This is a genomic window from Acinetobacter sp. T63, from assembly GCF_053852345.1.
Genome location: NZ_CM132659.1, coordinates 2,847,642 through 2,867,964 on the forward strand (window position 1 = coordinate 2,847,642; position 20,323 = coordinate 2,867,964).

Sequence of the window (20,323 nt, forward strand, 5' to 3'; positions counted from 1 at the left end):
TTTAGCTCCTATTCATTCCAATGAGTTTCTTCTGCTTTTGATTTTTTATCTAAAAATGCAGTTTGCCTATTAATATTTTTACTCATACTTTCTAAAGACTTTTGAATTCCTGCTAATGCTTTGGGAAGAGCTTCTTCAAAACTCTCTCCTAATTTATAAATTTTTAGTTCTGAAGTATCAATTTTATATGTATTCTTATATTTCTTTCCCTTTAAATCCTCATATCTGATCTCAGCATTAAAAATAAGATTAAAGAAGTATTCACTATCTAACTCTTTAGGATTTAAACCAGTAAAACTTAGATAGTCCGTATATTTAGAATCATTCGGCGCTAAATAATTGATTCCCTTAATCATAAAATCTCTTTGCATAAAAACTTTAATAGCTTTTTGAGCAGTAACTAAAAAAGAAGCATCGAGTGAAGGTTCAGGAAATAATTTTATTTTTACGTTATGAGCTCCTCCTTTTCCTACATTTGTAATTTTTAAACGTAAAAAATGGATTCTGTACTCAACAGGTTCTAACTTAATATCTATCAATGGTTCGGTTTGAACTTTTCTAAGTTCCCTATTTTCTTTCCAACCCAAAAAAGTCGCTATCGATGCTGCACTTGCAGCAATAGCTGAAAAACTTGCGATCATTAAATTCCAATCTAGATTCATTTTTGTTTTTTATAAAAATAAAGCCCTATCGTGGATAGAGCTTTATTAAAAATCAATATGTTGTATTAATTATTAGACCCCATACTTCACACGATATGCTTCCATCTTCGCCAAAGCCTCTTTTTCACCTTTGGCATCCAGATAATTCATTAAATCTTTCATCGTAATTAAGGCATGTACCGGAATTTCTAGCTCTTTTTGAACTTCTTGAATCGCAGACAAATCACCCTGCCCTTTTTCCTGACGATCTAGCGCGACCAGTACACCGGCAATTGTGGCACCCGCATTTTTTAAAATGGTCACCACTTCACGAATTGCTGTACCTGCGGTAATCACATCATCAATAATCCAGACTTTTTTACCTTCAACCGACGCACCGACCAATACACCACCTTCACCATGATCTTTGGCTTCTTTGCGGTTAAAACCCCAAGGCACACTCACGCCATGATTTTGCGATAAAGCCACCGCCGTTGCCGCCACAAATGGAATACCTTTATAGGCTGGGCCAAAAATCACATCAACATTTTCGCATTCTGTTAACTTGGCTGCATAGCCTGAAGCCAGTAATGACAAGGCTTCGCCATCATTTAATAAACCGGCATTAAAAAAATAAGGACTCACGCGACCCGATTTTAAAGTAAACTCACCAAATTTAAGCACACCACGTGATAATGCGAGTTCGATAAAAGCTTGAGGGTTAAATGTCGCTTGCGTTGACATGAGGTGCTCCAAAATTCATAAATTGAGGTAAGACCTGCGCATGATACCAAAGAGTAGCTATCCGAGTGATCAAAAAATTCTTCGTGTGGTTTCAATTAACGTCAATGGCCTGCGTTCTTCGGTCAGTAAAGGCCTGCTGGAGTGGATGGAAAAATCAGAGGCTGATGTCATCTGCATTCAGGAAAGCCGTCTGACCCATGCGCAGTGGACTGATAAATTCAAACCGGAAGGCTGGTATACCCACCTGTTCGCAGCTGAACGTCCGGGCTATGCTGGCACCGCTATTTACAGCCGCCTGCCGTTTGTATCTATTCAGGATGGTTTAGGCTTTGAACTGGCCGACTCCCAAGGCCGTTTTGTCACGGCAGAATTTGATTTAGGGCTGGGTTATCCGGTGCATATCTGCTCGCTGTACCTCCCATCGGGTTCATCGGGTGAAGAAGCACAAGTCCGTAAAGACCACTTTCTCGAAGAATATACAAAAATTCTGAAACAATGGCGCGATGAAAATAAATCGATCATCGTCTGCGGTGACTACAATATCGTGCATAAACGTATTGATATTAAAAACTGGTCAGGCAACCAGAAATCTTCCGGCTGTTTACCGCATGAACGTGCCTGGCTCGATCATATCTATGATGATCTGGGCTATGTCGACACCTTCCGTGAAGTGCGCAAAGAAGCCGAACTGTATTCCTGGTGGTCGAACCGTGGCCAAGCGCGTGCCAAGAACGTTGGCTGGCGGATTGACTATCATGCCTGCTCACCGGACTGGAAAGCACGTACCGTCAATGCCTGGGTCTACAAAGAGGAATGGTATAGCGACCACGCCCCGGTGATTATTGATTATAAACTCAACTAAAAACCTTCCTATTGAGTGAACAATTGTTCACTCAATAGAGGTTTATTTCCGACATATTTTGTCGTCATTCAGACCTTTATCTGCTTTTTAAATCGGCGCATTATTGCAGCACGGCAAAGGGACAGTGTCAGGATGACAGCAAAGGGACAGGAAGCCGTAGGATGCAAATAAACAAAGCCATGATGGTCTTTGTTTCAAGGATGTGACATCGGACGTTGTAGTGAGACCCGCATAATCAGGATGATTAAATGCGGGTTTTCTACATCTGGGCTTTTATTTTTTATATTGGCTCTTTGCTTTTCGTTTTTTTCTTAGTACGAATAATTCTTCTCAAGTGTTGTCTTGTTTTTCTGCCACTATTATGGCGCGGTAGCGTTGCATTTTAATGACGGTTTAATTTCAGAACCATGAACTCAATATTTATACCCGCTATAGTGCAAAACCAATTTTTTGGTTAATCTCTTGAGCATTGTGTTTCTTGCTGGAATCCGCTTTATGCTTAAAATTTATGGTATTAAAAACTGCAACTCCATGAAAAAAGCCTTTGATCTGCTCAATGAACTGGGCCTGGCTTATGAATTTCATGATTATAAAAAACAGGGGATTGATGCAGAAACGCTAAAACACTGGCTGGATGCTGAAGGTCAGGACAAAATTCTGAATAAAAAAGGCACCACCTGGCGCAAACTGTCGGAAGCGGAACAGGCACAAGCCCTGTCCAGCGAAGCAGATTTAATTGAAGCCTTACGCACTCACAACAGCCTGATCAAACGTCCTGTGCTGGCCACCGCAGACGGCTTTATTGTTGGTTTTGATGAAACCGCCTATCGCGCCTTAAACGGATAAATTCTTTTTATCTACCTTTTACTTATCCGTTAAAAATCAAAAAGCCTGATGCATCTGCATCAGGCTTTCTGGTTTAATCCGTTTCTATTGGCTGGCTTATTTCACACGAACCCAGGTCTGGTTACGACCCAGCGCTGCTACGCCAATATAGCCACGCAATTGTAATTTCTGCCCGCCATCAGCCAGTTGACCTTTTAACTTGTAGGTTTTACCTGATTGCGGATCCAGAATTGAACCGCTGTCATAGTTGGTACCACCCGAATTCTTTAAACCACGTACAATGGTTAAACCTTTCAAGGATTTGTTTTTGTAAGGTCCTTCACATTTTGTACAGGCATTTTCTTCACCCGGCGTTAAAATGGACTGAATTGTTGCAGTTAACGTGCCATTTTTCTGCTCGGTAAATTTGACGGTTGCTTTTGCTTGCTTGGTTTTGTCATCAATTGTTTTCCAGACAGTACCATTTAGCGGATCAGCAGCATTCGCCAAAGCTGTTAAACCCATTAATCCTAATGCCAGTGCAATTTTTTTCATTTTTTTTGATTCCCTAGTCTAGTGTTAGACAGCCTTAGTATTAAAAAGTCACTACAAATTTGCAATTTTTGAATGTGACCATTTAGTGTAACCTTGTAAATTGTGTTGGTAAATACGCAAGCACAGGCCAAAATCAAGAACAAGATGGAAGAACAATGAAGATCAACCCGTTATTGAAACAAATTTTCACAGAAGGCTTTTTAAAAACCACCATCCGCCTGCCAAGCCAATATAATTTACCGCATAATCCGCTGCGTTTCGCCCTCGAACAGATGTGCCGGCTGTTTCCGACCAATAAAACTGTCGAAGTCCGCGCTTTACGTCTGGCTGGCCTGAAAGCCGAAGAAATCAAGCCACAAGATGAAGCCACCCAGCTGATTTTCTATATTCACGGTGGCGCCTTTTATTTAGGGTCTTTAAATACCCATCGCCCATTTCTGACTGAACTGGCCGCCCGCACCCAGATGCAGGTGATTCATATCGATTATCCGCTGGCGCCTGAAAATCCATTCCCGGAAGCCTTAGAAGCAATTTTTGATGTCTATCAGACCCTGCTGGATCAGGGCGTACAGGCCAAAGATATTTTGCTGGCAGGAGATTCCTGCGGCGCCAATCTGGCGCTGGCCTTAGCCTTAAAAATCCGTGATGAACAGTTACCGCAAGTCAGCGGCCTCATGCTGCTTTCACCATTTTTGGATTTAACCCTGACCAGTGAATCAATTCGTTATAACCGCAAACACGATGCCTTATTGTCGATTGAAACTCTGGAAACCGGGATTCAATACTATGTGCCACCGTCGGTCGATCGTGGTGATCCGCGTGTTTCGCCGCTATTTGATGATTTAACCGATTTACCACCAACCTTGGTGCAGGTGGGTTCTAAAGAACTGCTGCTGGATGATGCGCAGCGTTTTCGTGACAAGGCCGAACAGGCGGGCGTGAAGGTCAGTTTTAAACTGTATACCGGTATGTGGCATAACTTTATTATGTTCTCACCGTGGTTTGATGAAGCCAAAATGGCGCTGGCCGATTTAGCCGAATTTGCCCATCAGCAGGACCGAGATTAAAACGCCATAAAAAAAGGTCAGTAGAAACTGACCTTTTTTGTGATTAATGCAGCGCCGTAAAGCTTAGATTTTGGCAATCTGGTCTAATGCCGTAGTAATCGCCTGATCTTTAATATCGCTCATGCTAACCCCTTCAGCACGTACTACTTCAATATCACTGACACCGGTAAAGTTAAACACGGTTTTCAGGAATGCTTCCTGGAAATCAACCGGGCTTTGTTCGCCATAGACACCACCGCGGCTGCTGGCGATATACACTTTCTTGTCACCTGCCAGACCGACCGGGCCATTTTCGGTGTATTTAAAGGTACGACCTGCCACGCTAATCCGGTCAATCCAGGCTTTTAAAGTCGATGGCAGACCGAAGTTATACATGGCTGCGCCCACCACCACGACATCAGCATCTAGATATTGTTGCAGAATCTGTTCGCCTAAAGCGCTTTGCTCGGCATTTTGTCCCATTAAAATTTCAGCGGTTAAATGCGGAATGGTCTGTTCAGCCAGATCCAGATAGTCAACTTGGGCCGCTGTATTTTTCGCCTGTAGCTGGTTCACAATAGCTTTAGACAACTGACGTGATACAGAAGCGTCGCCTAAAATACTCGAGTCGATATGCAAAATTTTCATGGGAGAGAATCCTAAACTGTGATTTTTTCAATAGCGCCATTTTACTGCAGTTTAAAATAGAAATAAGTGATTTAAACAACACACACTGTTGCACCCATGCAACGATATTTTCCCGAAAAGTACAAAAAATAGCCATTACCAATTATCTAAAATCATGATATGTTAGGTTTTATAAAAATAATTGTATAAAAATGAGACTTTAGACGCTCATTTTTGGGGTCGTGATTCACGCATGAAAAGTCGCATTGCGCACAGTGCTGTGCCCACATTTAAATACAAAGTCACCCGTTATTTACTCGAAAAAGAAGTGGTGATGAACTGGAGCACGTTAAACAAATGTATTCTGATGCTGTTTCTGGGCAGCCTGATGCACGTGATCTGGGCCATCTGGAAAAGTGTGGTATTACTCACCCCGGAACTGTGGCGCTGGGTCAATCTGGCCTTGTTAAAACAGCAGCTGGTCATTAATTTATTCGGACTGTTCGTGTTTATTGGCATGATTGGCATCTGCCACTACTTTCGCAAACAGGACTGGACCCGGCGCTATATGCCCTATATTGCGGTGGCCACCTTTGTGGTCAGTCTGTGCCGCGATGGCTATCTGGTCGGGGTGCTGAGTCCGGCCACTATGGTGACCTATATCAGTCTACCCACGGTCGGTCTGGTGCTGTTTGAACGCAGAATTGTCTATTCGGCCTTAATTCCGGCCACACTGTATCTGGTCAGCTGCGGTTATTTAAGCTTTTTCAGCCAGTTAACCTATGCACCTTTATTGTTATTAACCGACTTTCCTTTTGACATCCTCTCCGACCTAAAGGACGGAGATTCCTCCTGCGAGACGCCCATGTCCGAGCGCAAGAATATTCAGTGCTGAGTTTATATCTCTATCGTGGAATGTACCGCACTCCACACACTGCCATTCTCTTATTCCAAGTCCTGCTCTACCTTTCAGACTACTGGAGCGTGAGCCGCAGCACGAGCAAGTTTGGGTGGTATAGGCTTCATTGACTTCTTCATACCATACCCCTGCGTTCTCGCATTTATACTTGAGCATGGTTCTTAAGGTCGTCCAACCTGCATCGAGTACAGACTTAGCTAATTTTGTCTGTGCCAATGCTTTGGCATTCACATTACCAACGAAGATGGCTGCATGTTCATTCACCAGTTTATGACTGAATTGATGCAGCATATTTTGACGTAGATTTTTGATCTTGGCATGAATCGCTTTGACACGTTTTTTATTTCTTGCTCTTTGAGCAATACCAAGTTTTTGTTCATATTGACGATAGATTTTAGGGGCTTTGAACTTTACACCATCTGAGCAAGTCGCAAGGTCTTTGAGTCCTAGATCAATGCCAATTGAGGTTTTAGCGGTGGTTTTCTCTGTTTTAATTGAATCAACCACAAGACATACATACCAACGCCCTCGGCTATCCTCGACAAACGAGCCTGTTTTAACATTGTATTTACTTAGTCCGTAACTGTCCCATAGCTTGAATTGATGCTTGCCGTATTGGACATACCCATCGGCATATTTCACCGCCACTTTTTTAAATGGAATCCAACCGAGAGAACGTCTAGCGTTTTTTTTGTTACTGACACGCCATTTTAGCTTGGCTTTTTTAAATTGCTTTCTTCGAGTAACTAATTCTTCCGCAACTGCCTGTATGGTTTGGCTGTGCAAATTGCACTCTTTTGATGTACCTTTCGTGTATTTAGCAATATCGTAAGCTGAAAAGAATTGTTGTTTTCTTTGCAAGTGTTTAAAACACAAATCATTGACATAGTTCCAGACAAAATTAACTTCAGATGCCAATTGGTCTAGCACCTTGCAATGTTTGTCTTTTATGCGTAATTTAAGTGTCTTCATCACTAAAATATATTTGGTCTATGGATAATAGTCAAGAGATTAGAACAGGTCGTCACTGTGTTTTTAATATGCACGTTCATTTAGTCTTTGTGGCTAAATATCGTAGAGATGTTTTTACCAAAGCTATGCTCGAAACTATGAATGAAGTATTCAAGCGCATTTGCTTAGACTTTGAAGCTAAGTTGGTAAAATTTGAGGGTGAGCATGATCATGTTCATTTACTTGTGAACTATCCACCAAAAGTAGCTATTTCTAGCTTGGTTAACAGCCTAAAAGGTGCATCTAGTCGTATTTTAAGAACTAAACACCCTGAAATTAAAAACAAATTATGGGGGAATGCTTTGTGGTCGCCTAGTTATTTCGCTGCATCGTGTGGAGGTGCTCCCATTGGGATTATTAAACAATATATCCAACAACAGCAAACACCGCATTAGCAATCCTAGCTAATCCCCACAAGGGGGACTAGCGGATTGCAGCCTTATATCCCCGCCCTGAAGGGCGAGGTTTTACGGCTAAAGGGAATAAAAATGGCTTCTGGGTGCTGTCGATGCTGTTTTTTATTGTGCCGATTCTGCTGACCTGCCTGGTGCTGTTTGAAATTCTGCTGAGTCAGTGGCGCTATCGGGAGGCGCTGATTGCACATTTAAGTCAGGTCGATCCGCTCACCAATACCTTTAACCGGCGCAGTATCAACCAGTGTCTGGAACAACTGAACCACAAACAGGCACCCAGTTATGCAGTGATTCTGGTCGATCTGGATCATTTTAAGCAGATTAATGATGAGCATGGCCATCATAAAGGCGATGAAGCCTTGGTCCAAGTCTGTCATGTGCTGGCCGGCCATATCCGCGAGCAGGATGTGCTGGGCCGTTTTGGTGGCGAAGAATTTATTCTGGTCCTGAAACAGGCCACTGCGCACCAGGCCAAACAGGTGGCCGAGCGCTGCCGGCAGGCCATCACCCAGATTGAACTGTATGATGAACATAACCAGCCCATCCATTTTACCGCCAGCTTCGGGATTGCCTTATCGCACCACAATACCCCTTATGAAAAGCTGCTCAGTCAGGCCGATCAGGCCCTGTATCAGGCCAAAGCCTATGGCCGTAATCAGGTGGTGCTGTATCAGCCGCTGGAACCAGCAGCCTCTTAAGACTTAGCTAGAGGATGGTTCAGACTGATAAGGCTCCAGATAATTGACCCAGTCTTGTTCCTGTTTCGCGGCCTGTTCCCAGGCCTGCATTGCCGGATGTTGCAGCATGGTCTGCATATAATACTGGCTGTCTTCATTCACGGGCAGCGCATAGCTTTTCAAACGCCAGACCACCGGTGCATAAAAGGCATCAGCAATCGAGAAATCACCACAGAGAAAACCGCCTGGGTCCGGACGCTCAGACCAGATCTGACAGACACGGGCTACATCGTCACGTAAATCAGGTTGCTCAGCCCATAACGTCTGTCCGACTTCTGCCAGATCAGCGCGAATATTCATGCCGCAATGGTTACGCAGTGCCTGAAAACCGCTATGCATTTCAGCAGCCAAAGCGCGTGCCCGAGCCCGCTGTGCCCGACCAGCCGGCCATAGCTGGCGCTCCGGAAACTGTTCGACCAAATATTCACAAATCGCCAGTGAATCCCAGACCATTAGCCCGTCATGTACCAAGACCGGTACCTTGCCATTCGGGTTAATTGCCAGTACATCCTGTTTAAAATGGCCCGTGCCGCGTTCTTTAGGAAAAGGTAACAGCACTTCACGAAACGGCAGTTCAAAAGCAGTAAGGACCAGCCACGGCCGCATGGACCAGCTGGAGTAATTCTTGTTGGCAATGTACAGTTCCATCATGACTCATCCTCCTGTTGTTGTTTTTAATATTCACGAGCTGGGCAGTGCCACCTGATGAGATCAAGGGATATGGCGCCAAAGCCTATACAAAGCGACTTAAAAGCTAAAGTTTAATGGGCGGACAGGCCTCGCGCTTATCCGCTGTGATCATCACCATCATGATAGCGTGATCTGCCAGCGCCTGTGTCAAGATCTGTAGCAATTCTGCTGCTGATCCAGATAGAAAAAACGGCCTGTGAACAGACCGTCAGCAGAAATAAGTTGCAGCTCTCTAGCAGTCAGCGAGAGAGGCTATGCACTCCCCGCTTTCTACAGCACCATAACCAGAGCGGACTTAGAACAGAAAGGCCACACCTAAACCGGCATGATAGCTTTTATCAGCGCCATTTAAATCAACACCGACACTGGCATCCAGCTGGGTACGTGCATTTAAGGCATAAATCAGACTTGAACCCAAGGCATATTCTACCTTCTGGCTTTCTGCTTTGCGGTAAATAAACTCGGAGAAGCCGGCCCATTTATCGCTGAGCTGATATTGAATCCCCGGCACTGCCTGCAAGGCCCAATTGCTGTCCTGCCACTCATAACGCATGCTAATTGAGGTGGTGAGTAAATCATTATAGGCGTAGGCCACTGCCGAGCTGAGGCTGTAAATATCCTCTTCGGCACTAAAACCGTCATTCCCGGTGGCAATCTGCGCTTCGGCCAGCACCGCCATCGACAGTTTTTCATCATCTAAATCAATGGCATGTTTCAGACCAATGCTGACATCCCCCAGACCATCTTCTTCAACCGACTGGCCAGCACTTTTTACCCGGCTCCAGCCCGGACCCTGCCAGCCCAGCTGTAATTCTAGATTATCCGCCAGACCGGTACGCAGTAAGGTATCGGCGTGCAGCTGAGTAATTTCCTGCGTCAGACCATTGTCATCTTTGGTTTTCTGATAGTGCGCATTGGCCAGCGCCTGCTCCCAGGCCAACTGACCGACCGGCGTAATTCCGGTGCTCATGCCCACACCCGGACGGTCAAATACAAACTCGGCGGCAAAGACCTGACTGCTGACTGCAGTCGCCACCATCACACCCAATAATTTCAATGCTGACATAGTGTTTATCTCAATTTTAAGCCAATTCTTTGGTCATTTTCGCGCCATGGGCACGGAGCAGTTCTAAGGTTTGCTGTTCTTCAGGCAAGGCTTCAGCCCAGTTAATTTCATCAAAGTCGCAATCAAAGAATAAATCACTGATGGATGACAAAATGGTCAGGCCATCTTCATCTTTACGGTTTGGATCGACGTTTTCTTCAAGCAGGCGCTTTACCGCAGGTGCACAGGCGGCACTGGCGGCGTCCCATAACGGGCCATAGACTTCTTCCGCATCCCACAAATGCAAATTGACCTTGGCCTGAATTAACGCGTCCAGAATTTCCATATGGACGGCCAAATCCTGCTGTTTTTGTGCTTCATTGTGCGGCTGGCCCGCCTCATAGGCCTCGCAAATGGCTTCCCACCACTGAAACAGGCCATCAGACCAGACTGAAATTACCGGGCCTTTTTCAGGATCAATAAAATTCGGATCAAGCCCCGCGGCCAGAAGCTGTTGCACTTGGGCCTGATCTAGTTCTTCTATGGCTTGCACCAAGCGTTGTTGTTGTGCCGTTAACATGCAGAGAGCTCTCTTCAATCAAATCAATTTCGTTCTATTATGCCCAATTCAGTGAAAATTGTTTAAGCGAAATGTAATCTTGTCGCATGAATTTGCTATAAAAAAAGCCCCAATACTGGGGCTTTTCTGCTTTTCAGCCAATACCTGTCTTATTCGTCGACATCGGTATCTAGGTCAACCCGACCCGGCTGTCCACCACGCGGATGTTCTTTTTTCTCAAAGACATGCTCCAGACTACGTTTTAAACGGTCAATGGCGCCATGAATTGCGGTATCGACATTATGACCACGATGATTGACCACCACAGGCTTCAAGCCGGCCGGGCGTGCTTCAATCATACATTTGATGTCATCATCTCCGCCTTTGTCCCCGTTTTCATCACTTAAATGTACGGAAAAATGGGTAATACGCTCACTATGGCGTTTAAATTCATCACTTAGCTCTGCACGTACGTAACTAATTAATCGTTCGCTACCTTGGATATTCTTATCTGTACGGATTTCAATATTCATAATCTCATCCTCTCTTTCTTTCGTTTTCTGAATCTTTTTTGTGCAAAACTATTTTATCTTGGCACGTTTGTCGCTTGCTGTTTTCCAGCATATTGAACATCTTCAACCTAATTTGGACGCTACCCTCCACATTGAACGATGAACACTTTTGAGTCTGCAGAACCGTGTCCTTATACTTTGAATATCGGGCCTAACTCAAAAATATGCAAGCAATATTTGATAAAAATTAGCAAAAGGATAACCTGTTGTGACAACTGCTTACTTGCGTGGCCAGGCACTGATTGACTCAATCCGCTCTGCCCCTTATTCACGTGATTTAATTGGCTATCATGGCCAGCCGCCGCATCCGCAGTGGCCGAATCAGGCACGTATTGCGGTGCAATTTGTGCTGAATTATGAGGAGGGCGGCGAAAATCATATTGAACATGGTGATGCCGGTTCCGAGCAGTTTTTATCCGAAATTGTCGGTGCGGCCAGCTTTCCGGCCAGACATATGTCGATGGATTCGATGTATGAATATGGCTCGCGGGCCGGTTTCTGGCGCATTCATCAGGAATTTCAGCGACGCCAGTTACCGATGACCATTTTTGGGGTCGGTATGGCGCTGGCGCGGAACCCGTATGTGGTCGAGGCCATTCAGCAGGCCGACTATGATGTGGTGTCGCATGGGCAACGCTGGCTACATTATCAGAGCATGGACATGGCCACTGAACGCCAGCATATGGATCAGGCGATCAGTGTCTTAGAAACCCTGTTTGGTCATGCACCCATTGGCTGGTATACAGGCCGCGACAGCCCCAATACCCGCCAGTTACTGGCCGAATTCCCGCAAATTCAGTATGACTGTGATTATTATGGCGATGATTTACCGTTCTGGCAGACGCTGACCAATGCCCAAGGCCAGTCACGACCGCATTTAATTATTCCCTATACCCTCGACAGCAATGACATGAAGTTTGCCGCTGCAGCCGGCTTTAATAGCGGCGAGCAGTTTTATCAATACCTGAAAGATGCTTTTGATGTACTCTATGCCGAAGGAGAAACTACACCTAAAATGCTCTCGATTGGTATTCACTGCCGTCTTTTGGGGCGCCCGGGACGCTTTAAAGCCCTGCAACGCTTTTTAGACTACATTCAATTGCATCCACAGGTCTGGATTTGCCGCCGCGGTGATATTGCTACGCATTGGTATCGCCATCATGCACCAGAACCCGTCAAATAAAAAACTCGCACTGGACTTGTGCAGCTTTAGCCGTCTCAGTGAAAAATTGTCTTTTCACCGAAATTTGGCACTGATATTGCACTTTTAGCAACAAAATTAAATGTAATGATGAGACCCTTACTGTGCAACTGGATCAATTTAATCAGGCCCCTGAAGCTGAGATTCACCAATTCTTGCAGCAATGTGTACACATTCCGGCATGGGCAACTGCTATAACCCAACAACGGCCTTTTGAGAGTATCGAGCAACTTTTAGAATTTGCCCGGCAGCAGGCCAGCCATTGGGACTGGCCTGAGATTCAGGCCGCACTCGCAAATCATCCTCGAATTGGTGAGAAACAGGCGCAGCAGCAACTCACCGCACAGGAGCAGGCATTTTCTGCCCGGGAACAGGCCGCGGTCCAGCTCAATAGCGACACCCAGCAGGCACTTTTACAGGGTAATCTGGCCTATGAAAAAAAATTCGGATTTATTTTCCTGATTAAAGCCTTTGGCTTGAGCAGTGAAGATATTCTGCAAGCCTTACAGTATCGTCTGCTGAATGATGCCGACACTGAACAGCGCATTGTGCAGCAGCAACTCTCAGACATTGCCTTACTGCGTTTAAGCCAGGAGCTTCAGTCATGATCAGCACCCATATTTTAGATACCCATTTGGGTCAACCGGCTACCGGCGTGAAAATCCGGCTATTTAATCAGCAACAACAGTTGCTGGCCGAAGCCGAAACCAATGCCGATGGCCGGGTCACAGCCGCCGATTTTGCTTTGGCCGACTGTCCGGAAGGCTCATATAGTCTGGAGTTTTATACTGCGGCCTATTTTGAGCAAAAAGGCCTGGACAGCTTCTTTCCTAAAGTGGTGATTTACTTCCAGATTAAGGAGGCGACACAGCATTATCACATCCCGTTACTGATCAGTCCTTTTGCCTATTCGACCTATCGTGGCAGCTAAATTTGGTCGGAAAATTGCCAATAAAAAGTTAAATTTGGCTTTATTTTTGCTTAATAACCTGTATCCTTGACACGCTTTTTGGGGAAGACGAAGACACCGCTATGAAACTTACACAACTTGCTGCACTTTGTGCATTCTCAACCACTACTGCCTTAACGCAAGCGGCGCCAGTATGGCAGGACTTTAGCCTGACTGGTCTTTATGGCACCAATTACGAACAGGTTTTTTCTGAGGCAGAAGAACAAGCAACCTTAACGGTTGAGTATGCTGCCAAAGTAAAATACGCAGACGTATTTTTCTTCATGGATCGTAGCCGTGATGAAACTGATACTAAAGCTACCTATTTCGAATTGGCACCACGTTTAAGCCTAGGCGAAGTAACCGGTCAAAACCTGGCATTTGGTCCGGTGAAAGACATATTAGTAGCCACTACATGGGAAGGCGGTGAAGGTTTCGATAACTTCTTATACGGTGTCGGCTTTGCTTTAGATATTCCATATACCCAATATGCGAACATCAACTTCTATCGTGCTAATAATGAGAGCACGAAAGATGATTATCAAATGACCATCACCTATGCTGTACCATTTAAACTGGGCAATGAAGACTTCCTGGTTGATGCTTTCCTAGACTGGTCAACTGCTGAAGGTCCTCAGCATGCCAGCGAATTAAACTGGACTTCTCAGTACAAATGGAATGTGGGTAAACACATTTCTCCAGAAACACGTTTATACGTGGGGGTTGAACACTCAGTATGGAACAACAAATATGGCCGGAAAGGTAAAGACCAGAATGATGTCAGCGCGCTGGTGAAATACCACTTCTAAGTCATTTACATGACATAAAAAAGCAGGACTCCGGTCTTGCTTTTTTTATGTCCGCAGCGGCATGATAATGCGCTTATTCCTACCCTGATGTACTGCTTATGCGCTTTCATCTTCGTCCTGCCACCGAACACGATCTTGCTGCCATTCAGGCGATTTATAACCCGGAAGTGCTACAGCATGTAAACACCTGGAATGAACAGCCCTTTGATCTGGCACATTTCCAGCATTGGTTCCAGCAATTACAAAAACAGAATTTTCCCCTGCTGGTAGCCGAACATCTGGATACCGGACAAATTGCCGGCTATGCCGATTATTCTACCTTCCGCAGCATCAGCGGTTTTAAACATACAGTCGAACATTCGGTGTTTATTGACCGTCAATTCAGCCGGCAGGGTTTGGGCAAACAGTTGATGCAGGCCTTAATCCAGCATGCACAGGCACATCAGGTTCATGTGATGGTGGCCGCCATTGACCATGACAATAGCGGTTCAATGGCCTTGCATCAGCAATTAGGTTTTCAGCATTGCGGCTATATGCCCCAAGTTGGAAGAAAATTCGGACAATGGCGTGATCTGGTGCTGATGCAACTCATTCTGGATCCAGCATCAGAGCAGCCAGCCTCAACACCAGTCGATTGACCTGTATTTCTTGAAAAGCATCCTGCACAGAAAGTTTAATCCAGCGGATTACCGACTATATTGCTGATAATGCCTTTCATGATATGTGGCCCCTGCTCTTGGCGCAGTTCGGCATACCAGGCTTCCGTCACCTGCTGGTCTTTCATATGCGTAACATCACAGCGTTTACGCGCGCGCAGCACCAGTTCATTGGCGCGCTCATTGCGTTTATTCTGGTAGCGGCTTAAGGCATCCTGCACACCCAAGGTATTAATTTGTAAGGCACGTGCCAGATAAATAGCATCTTCCATGGCCTGACAACCGCCCTGTCCAATATCTGGCGTGGTGCTATGTGCGGCATCTCCCACTAGCACCACCCGGCCTTTATAAAAATTGGCGAAAGGCTCAATATCATGAATTTCCACGCGATTGGTGCGCTGTTCATCAATCGAGTCTATCAGCTGCTGCACCTGCGGACACCAGCCCTGAAAATACTGTTTTAACAGTGTTTTATACTGGCTGCGGTCATTCTCCAGTCCGGCCGCTAGCGGCACATCAAAGAAAAAATAAAAACGCTGATCGGCCACCGGCATCAGGGAAGCGCGCTTGCCTTCTCCGACAAAGGTAGTCCACTGGTCGGCCGGGGCCAGCTGTTCGGACACCTCCACCAGCCCATTCCAGTTGACATAGCCGGCATAACGGCGTGCGACAGTTTCATCCAGTACATAGGCGCGGGTTAAAGAGTGGGTACCATCGGCCCCGACCAGCAGTTCGGTTTGTAGCTGTGTGCCATCGGCAAAGCTGACCGTCACCTGTGAACCATCTTCCTGGAGTGCCACCATTTTCTTGCCTAAATAGATGTGCTCGCGACCAAATGCATCCATCAGCATATTTTGCAGTTCCGCGCGCGACACCGGATACGGACGCTGCCCGACTTCTTCAATTAACGGCGTCAGGCTGAACTGGGTCATCACATCACCGCTCAGGCCATCGACATAGGCCAGATGATCCATCTGCCCGCCCAGCTGGGCCACCTGCTCGGTCAGCCCGAGGTAGTTCAGGCATTTCACCCCATTGGACCACAGGGAAATAGCCGCACCCACCGGAAGAATCTGCTCGGACTGTTCATAAATACGCACTTCATGGCCAAACTTTTTTAGTGCAATCCCTGTGGTTAATCCGCCAATACCTGCACCAATAATTGTAATTTTCATTTTTCCTCCCAAGGCTTGCCTGTCAAAACTGAACAGCTGAAGCGAAAAACGTGCCATTTCATGCTTAGCCTGGGTCGCATGGCCAGAAGTTGGCACAGGCTGTGCTTCTACCCGTAGCAATAGGCCTGCTGTACAAGCCAAATCTGGCGCCACTGCCTGATTTCGATGCACGGCCGTGCCTGCTGTGAATGAACAATAAATGGAAGAGAATTATGGCCACTTTAATTGCACCAACATTTGACCTACCGCCCCAGCTTCAAACACTAACCAACCTGGCAGATACCCGTATTGGTGCAAAAGTTATTGAATGTTCAGATGATTTTTTTGCCGATGCGCAGCGTATGCTGCAATTTGCAGCACCAGTATTTGTGGAAGATAAATTTGATGATCATGGCAAATGGATGGACGGCTGGGAAACCCGCCGCAAGCGCCATGCCGGTTATGACTGGGCCATTGTCCAGTTAGGTGTGGCTGGCAAAATTCAGGCGCTGGATATTGATACCACCTTTTTTAGCGGTAACTATCCCGCTTCAGCCAGTGTCGAAGCCTGCTATGCGCCGCAAGGTAATCTGGAGCAGGCCGAATGGCAGCCGCTTTTAGCCAACAGTATTTTGGGACCCAGCCAGCATCATCTGTTTGAAGTCAGCTCTGATGCGGTCTATACCCATGTGCGTCTGAATATTTTCCCCGATGGCGGTGTGGCACGTTTTCGCGTATATGGCGAGGTGAAAATTCAGACCACAGATCATCAGGGTACACTGGATTTACTGGCGCTTGAAAACGGCGGCCGGGTAATTGCCTATAGCGATGCCCACTTTGGCCATCCACGCAATCTGATTAATCCGGGTCGTAGCATCAATATGGGCGATGGCTGGGAAACCAAACGCCGCCGCACGCCCGGCTTTGACTGGTGTATTCTGGCTTTGGGACAGGCCGGCCAGATTGAAAAAATTGATATCGACACCGCCCATTTCAAGGGCAACTACCCGGCAGAAGTGTCGATTCAGGCCGTCTATATTGAAGATGCCACCGATCCGCAACTGATTCCACAAAGCATGTTCTGGCCATTTTTACTGGAGGCGCAGCCCATGCAGATGGACCATGTGCATTCCTTTATCGAGCAGATTTTAAAGCACGATAAAATCTCGCATATCCGGGTCAATATGATTCCCGACGGCGGCATCAGCCGGATTCGCCTCTGGGGCACACTGGCGAACTAACGCACCAGCGTCGCTGTTGGCCCACTCCACAGGCTGACAGCGACCTCCATCTCTACCAGTTGATGATGACCATAAAAATACCCGCCCTGGAACTCTCAAACAACATGAAAAATACCATTCAGATTCAAGCATTGACCCAGGACAATTTTGCCCCTTTTGGTGAAGTGATTAGCTGTCAGGGACATGACTATTTTCATATTAACCATGCCCAAACCGAGCGTTATCATGCGCTGGCCATGACGGAAATTCTTGGTGAAGCACAAGCAGGCATTAGTATTTTCCGCAATATCCAGAGTACCCAAATACCGTTTCAGGTAGCAATGCTGGAGCGCCATCCTCAAGGCTCGCAGGCTTTTATTCCGATGCAGGGGCAAGCGTTTTTGGTGGTGGTGGCACCGGGTTTAAATGCAGATGAGCCAGACATTAGTCAGCTTCAAGCGTTTATTAGCGATGGTTCACAAGGCGTGAATTACCGCGCCGGGACCTGGCATCATCCCCTGCTGACGCTGGAGGCACCCAGCGATTTTGCCGTGATTGACCGGATTGGCTCTGGTCCCAACTGCGATGTGTATGAATTCAACTCACCCATCCAGATTGTTTCTACCCAGATTTAATTCTCCATTTGGTATAAAAAATAAGCCAGCTTGCCCTTTACAAGCCCAGTATGTGCATGTTTTAGTCAGTACTCTGCCAGTCCGTTGAAATACGCATGTCTAAAGCCGACCTGATGGTTCTGATCTTTTGCGTCATTGCTGCCCTGTTACACGGGATCAGCGGCTTCGGCTTTCCTATGGTCAGTACCGCGGCCATCTCCACCTTGTACCCGCTGTCGACCACGGTAGCCTTTGTACTATTACCCTGCCTGATCCTGAATCTGTTTTTACTCAATAGCGACCCCGAACGCAGCTTTCTTCAGGCGCTGCGCTATTATTCCGGTCAATATTGGGGCCTGATTATCAGCAGTCTGATCGGAAGTGTATTCGGTGTGCAGTTACTGCTACATCTAAATGATGGCTATCTCAAACTGCTGATGGGGCTGTTTATTTTATGGTATGTGCTGGATCAGTTTCGCAGCCAGCCCCTGCGCATTCAGGCCAGTCTGAAAAACATGCTGCTGTTTGGTCTGCTGGCCGGTGTGATCGGCGGAGCCACCAATGCCATGGCACCCTTTCTGATGATGTACCTGCTGAGTACCGAACACAGCAAAACCGAAATTGTGCTGATCAGCAACTTGAATTTTGCGGTCAGTAAACTGATTCAGCTGCTGCTGCTTTACCCGGTGATGCTGCAATTTAAATCTGAACAATGGTCCTTACTAGGCTTATTAACCGTGGTGTCGCTGCTGGGGGTCTGGGCGGGCGGCCAGTTACGTGCCCATATTTCCCAGCAGAAATTTCGCTGGCTGATTCTCAGCTTACTGGCCGTGCTCGGCGGCTCAGCCCTGTGGCAAGCTGTGCAACTCCTCAGTCAGAACCCGCATTTTTTTGTGGTTTAATCTTCACTTAGCTGCAAAATAATCAATTTATACTTTGCCCCCCTGCTTGAAAAATATTAAATAATAGGCCGATTACTCTAATTCCTATAAATCTATAAAAGGATCGTATATGAATACAGATACGTTAAAACCACCGGTCGAGGCCGCGCCGAAAGGCATTGTCAAAGGCTGGATTATTATTGTCATTGCCGCCCTGCTTTCTTGGGGCTTTTACCATATTTTGCCCTATGATGATTATGCCAATAAAGGCCTGAGCCTGCTGCTGTTTATCGGGATTTTATGGCTGACTGAAGCGGTGCATATCACCATTACCGCGCTGCTGGTGCCGGTGCTGGCCGTAGCGCTTGGCATGCCGATTGAAAATGCCAGCAAAGAACTGGTACCGATGACCACCACGCAGGCGCTGCGGACTTTTGCTGACCCGGTCATTTTCCTGTTCTTTGGTGGTTTTGCCTTGGCCACTGCCCTACATATCCAGAAACTGGACCGTAAAATTGCGATGTGGATTATTTCCATGTCTGGCGGGCATTTGGGGATTTCAGTGCTGGCCATTTTTGCCGTCACAGCTGTACTGTCGATGTGGATTTCCAATACCGCCACCGCAGCGATGATGCTCCCGCTGGCTTTGGGTCTGCTGTCGCACCTAGATTCAACCAAAGAGCGCTCTACCTTCGTCTTTATTCTTCTCGGGATTGCCTATTCGGCCAGTATTGGCGGCCTGGGAACGCTGGTCGGTTCACCACCGAATGCTATTGCTGCCAAAGCACTGGACTATGACTTCGCCGACTGGATGAAAATCGGTTTGCCGATGATGCTGATTTTACTGCCAGCCATGTTGGTCAGTTTATATCTGGTGTTGCGTCCGAAACTGAACCAGAAAATTCATTTTGAAACAGAAGTAATTCCATGGAACCGAACCCGTATCGCGACCATGATTCTGTTTATCTGTACCGCGATTGCCTGGATTTTTGGCAAAAAACTCAGCGAGAACTTTGGTATTTCATCTCCGGATACCTGGACTGCACTGGTCGCCGCCTGTCTGGTGGTGATTTTAGGCACAGCTACCTGGAAACAGGTTTCTGAAAACACCGACTGGGGTGTATTACTGCTGTTTGGTGGTGGTTTAACCTTAAGTGCCATGCTGAAAGATTCAGGTGCATCGCTGGTACTGGGTCAAACCGTTGCAGATGTATTTGGTACGGCATCACCGCTGGTGATTATTTTTGTGGTGACCATTTTCATTATTTTCCTGACTGAATTTACCAGTAACACCGCTTCTGCTGCACTGTTGGTACCGGTCTTTGCCGCCATTGCCGACCAGATGGGTATGCCAAAGGAAATTCTGGTGATTATTATTGGTATTGGTGCATCGTGTGCCTTTATGTTGCCTGTAGCAACACCGCCAAATGCAATTGTGTTTGGGTCCGGTCATATCAGACAGCGTGAAATGATGAGTGTGGGGATGGTGTTAAACATCCTGTGTACCTTCATTATTGCGCTGTTCGTGTACTGGTTCTTTAGCTAAACGCTCAGCATCCATCTAAAAGAGCACTGATTTCAGTGCTCTTTTTT

At 46.4% G+C, this 20,323-nt stretch carries 24 protein-coding genes and 1 pseudogene; 15 read left to right on the forward strand and 10 right to left on the reverse strand.

The genetic code is table 11. The annotated features are described in order from the left end of the window. Nucleotides 1-8 precede the first annotated feature (8 nt). Complete coding sequence (locus ACVLR6_RS13685; protein ID WP_455995462.1) at nt 9-641, reverse strand: hypothetical protein; 633 nt, start codon at nt 639-641, stop codon at nt 9-11. Nucleotides 642-734: 93 nt separating this feature from the next. Continuing rightward, nucleotides 735-1,385 carry an orotate phosphoribosyltransferase gene (gene pyrE, locus ACVLR6_RS13690; protein WP_455995464.1) on the reverse strand — a complete coding sequence of 217 codons (651 nt, stop codon included), beginning with the start codon at nt 1,383-1,385 and terminating at the stop codon, nt 735-737. A gap of 40 nt (nt 1,386-1,425) precedes the next feature. Here pyrE and ACVLR6_RS13695 point away from each other — a divergent pair, with 40 nt between their 5' ends. After that, the gene (locus ACVLR6_RS13695; RefSeq protein ID WP_455995466.1) at nt 1,426-2,247 is read left to right on the forward strand and encodes an exodeoxyribonuclease III; all 822 of its coding nucleotides are present in this window, start codon (nt 1,426-1,428) and stop codon (nt 2,245-2,247) included. A gap of 495 nt (nt 2,248-2,742) precedes the next feature. Continuing rightward, nucleotides 2,743-3,093 carry a Spx/MgsR family RNA polymerase-binding regulatory protein gene (locus tag ACVLR6_RS13700; RefSeq protein WP_016658732.1) on the forward strand — a complete coding sequence of 117 codons (351 nt, stop codon included), beginning with the start codon at nt 2,743-2,745 and terminating at the stop codon, nt 3,091-3,093. Nucleotides 3,094-3,189: 96 nt separating this feature from the next. On the opposite strand, the gene ACVLR6_RS13705 is transcribed toward ACVLR6_RS13700, so the two are convergent. Further along, the gene (locus tag ACVLR6_RS13705) at nt 3,190-3,627 is read right to left on the reverse strand and encodes a DUF2147 domain-containing protein (protein ID WP_005180835.1); all 438 of its coding nucleotides are present in this window, start codon (nt 3,625-3,627) and stop codon (nt 3,190-3,192) included. Between the two features lie 155 nt (nt 3,628-3,782). Here ACVLR6_RS13705 and ACVLR6_RS13710 point away from each other — a divergent pair, with 155 nt between their 5' ends. Next, nucleotides 3,783-4,694: an alpha/beta hydrolase gene (locus ACVLR6_RS13710; RefSeq protein WP_168369911.1), complete on the forward strand. Its 912-nt coding sequence runs from the start codon at nt 3,783-3,785 to the stop codon at nt 4,692-4,694. Between the two features lie 63 nt (nt 4,695-4,757). Here ACVLR6_RS13710 and ACVLR6_RS13715 read toward each other — a convergent pair whose 3' ends face one another. Beyond that, the gene (locus ACVLR6_RS13715) at nt 4,758-5,321 is read right to left on the reverse strand and encodes an FMN-dependent NADH-azoreductase (protein WP_005180838.1); all 564 of its coding nucleotides are present in this window, start codon (nt 5,319-5,321) and stop codon (nt 4,758-4,760) included. Nucleotides 5,322-5,553: 232 nt separating this feature from the next. Here ACVLR6_RS13715 and ACVLR6_RS13720 point away from each other — a divergent pair, with 232 nt between their 5' ends. Further along, on the forward strand, nt 5,554-6,195 hold the full coding sequence (locus ACVLR6_RS13720) for a hypothetical protein (RefSeq protein ID WP_455995469.1): 642 nt from the start codon (nt 5,554-5,556) through the stop codon (nt 6,193-6,195). Here ACVLR6_RS13720 and ACVLR6_RS13725 read toward each other — a convergent pair. Further along, nucleotides 6,133-7,191: an RNA-guided endonuclease InsQ/TnpB family protein gene (locus tag ACVLR6_RS13725; RefSeq protein ID WP_034586922.1), complete on the reverse strand. Its 1,059-nt coding sequence runs from the start codon at nt 7,189-7,191 to the stop codon at nt 6,133-6,135. The genes ACVLR6_RS13720 and ACVLR6_RS13725 overlap by 63 nt on opposite strands. 20 nt (nt 7,192-7,211) lie before the next feature. Between ACVLR6_RS13725 and tnpA the strand changes: the two genes are divergently transcribed. Together tnpA and ACVLR6_RS13735 are read left to right on the forward strand one after the other, a co-directional pair. Beyond that, entirely contained in the window at nt 7,212-7,625 is a 414-nt protein-coding gene (gene tnpA / locus ACVLR6_RS13730) for an IS200/IS605 family transposase (RefSeq protein ID WP_455995471.1), read from the forward strand. A gap of 92 nt (nt 7,626-7,717) precedes the next feature. Further along, nucleotides 7,718-8,341, forward strand: a pseudogene (locus ACVLR6_RS13735) (GGDEF domain-containing protein); the annotation flags it as partial. A 3-nt stretch (nt 8,342-8,344) separates the two neighbouring features. Here the strand turns inward: ACVLR6_RS13735 and ACVLR6_RS13740 are convergent. The 4 genes from ACVLR6_RS13740 to ACVLR6_RS13755 all read right to left on the reverse strand — a co-directional run bounded on the left by ACVLR6_RS13740 (nt 8,345) and on the right by ACVLR6_RS13755 (nt 11,207). Continuing rightward, nucleotides 8,345-9,031 (reverse strand): glutathione S-transferase N-terminal domain-containing protein, encoded by a 687-nt coding sequence (locus ACVLR6_RS13740; protein WP_455995473.1) that lies wholly within the window; start codon nt 9,029-9,031, stop codon nt 8,345-8,347. Between the two features lie 334 nt (nt 9,032-9,365). Continuing rightward, the gene (locus ACVLR6_RS13745) at nt 9,366-10,136 is read right to left on the reverse strand and encodes a transporter (RefSeq protein ID WP_455995475.1); all 771 of its coding nucleotides are present in this window, start codon (nt 10,134-10,136) and stop codon (nt 9,366-9,368) included. A 16-nt stretch (nt 10,137-10,152) separates the two neighbouring features. Beyond that, nucleotides 10,153-10,695, reverse strand: coding sequence for a hypothetical protein (locus ACVLR6_RS13750; protein WP_005180844.1), 543 nt, complete (start codon nt 10,693-10,695; stop codon nt 10,153-10,155). 149 nt (nt 10,696-10,844) lie between these two features. Beyond that, nucleotides 10,845-11,207: an HPF/RaiA family ribosome-associated protein gene (locus ACVLR6_RS13755; protein WP_005180845.1), complete on the reverse strand. Its 363-nt coding sequence runs from the start codon at nt 11,205-11,207 to the stop codon at nt 10,845-10,847. Between the two features lie 247 nt (nt 11,208-11,454). Between ACVLR6_RS13755 and puuE the strand changes: the two genes are divergently transcribed. The 5 genes from puuE to ACVLR6_RS13780 all read left to right on the forward strand — a co-directional run bounded on the left by puuE (nt 11,455) and on the right by ACVLR6_RS13780 (nt 14,843). Then, the gene (gene puuE, locus ACVLR6_RS13760; RefSeq protein ID WP_455995477.1) at nt 11,455-12,429 is read left to right on the forward strand and encodes an allantoinase PuuE; all 975 of its coding nucleotides are present in this window, start codon (nt 11,455-11,457) and stop codon (nt 12,427-12,429) included. A gap of 122 nt (nt 12,430-12,551) precedes the next feature. Then, complete coding sequence (gene uraD, locus ACVLR6_RS13765) at nt 12,552-13,055, forward strand: 2-oxo-4-hydroxy-4-carboxy-5-ureidoimidazoline decarboxylase (protein ID WP_455995479.1); 504 nt, start codon at nt 12,552-12,554, stop codon at nt 13,053-13,055. Continuing rightward, a complete protein-coding gene (uraH, locus tag ACVLR6_RS13770) occupies nt 13,052-13,378 on the forward strand; it encodes a hydroxyisourate hydrolase (protein ID WP_075168214.1) in 327 nt (108 codons plus the stop codon). Before uraD ends, uraH begins: the two co-directional genes overlap by 4 nt. A gap of 101 nt (nt 13,379-13,479) precedes the next feature. After that, nucleotides 13,480-14,205 (forward strand): outer membrane protein OmpK, encoded by a 726-nt coding sequence (locus ACVLR6_RS13775; RefSeq protein WP_455995481.1) that lies wholly within the window; start codon nt 13,480-13,482, stop codon nt 14,203-14,205. A 98-nt stretch (nt 14,206-14,303) separates the two neighbouring features. Further along, nucleotides 14,304-14,843, forward strand: coding sequence for a GNAT family N-acetyltransferase (locus ACVLR6_RS13780; RefSeq protein ID WP_286424416.1), 540 nt, complete (start codon nt 14,304-14,306; stop codon nt 14,841-14,843). Nucleotides 14,844-14,878: 35 nt separating this feature from the next. Here ACVLR6_RS13780 and hpxO read toward each other — a convergent pair whose 3' ends face one another. Further along, nucleotides 14,879-16,036, reverse strand: coding sequence for an FAD-dependent urate hydroxylase HpxO (hpxO, locus tag ACVLR6_RS13785; RefSeq protein WP_455996197.1), 1,158 nt, complete (start codon nt 16,034-16,036; stop codon nt 14,879-14,881). Between the two features lie 212 nt (nt 16,037-16,248). On the opposite strand from hpxO, the gene alc reads away from it, so the two are divergent. The 4 genes from alc to ACVLR6_RS13805 all read left to right on the forward strand — a co-directional run bounded on the left by alc (nt 16,249) and on the right by ACVLR6_RS13805 (nt 20,276). Continuing rightward, nucleotides 16,249-17,256, forward strand: a complete 1,008-nt coding sequence (alc, locus tag ACVLR6_RS13790) for an allantoicase (protein WP_180036840.1) — start codon at nt 16,249-16,251, stop codon at nt 17,254-17,256. Between the two features lie 104 nt (nt 17,257-17,360). Next, complete coding sequence (locus ACVLR6_RS13795) at nt 17,361-17,870, forward strand: ureidoglycolate lyase (RefSeq protein ID WP_455995483.1); 510 nt, start codon at nt 17,361-17,363, stop codon at nt 17,868-17,870. 95 nt (nt 17,871-17,965) lie between these two features. After that, a complete protein-coding gene (locus ACVLR6_RS13800) occupies nt 17,966-18,751 on the forward strand; it encodes a sulfite exporter TauE/SafE family protein (protein ID WP_104491766.1) in 786 nt (261 codons plus the stop codon). Nucleotides 18,752-18,860: 109 nt separating this feature from the next. Next, nucleotides 18,861-20,276: an SLC13 family permease gene (locus ACVLR6_RS13805; RefSeq protein WP_455995485.1), complete on the forward strand. Its 1,416-nt coding sequence runs from the start codon at nt 18,861-18,863 to the stop codon at nt 20,274-20,276. Nucleotides 20,277-20,323 lie beyond the last annotated feature (47 nt).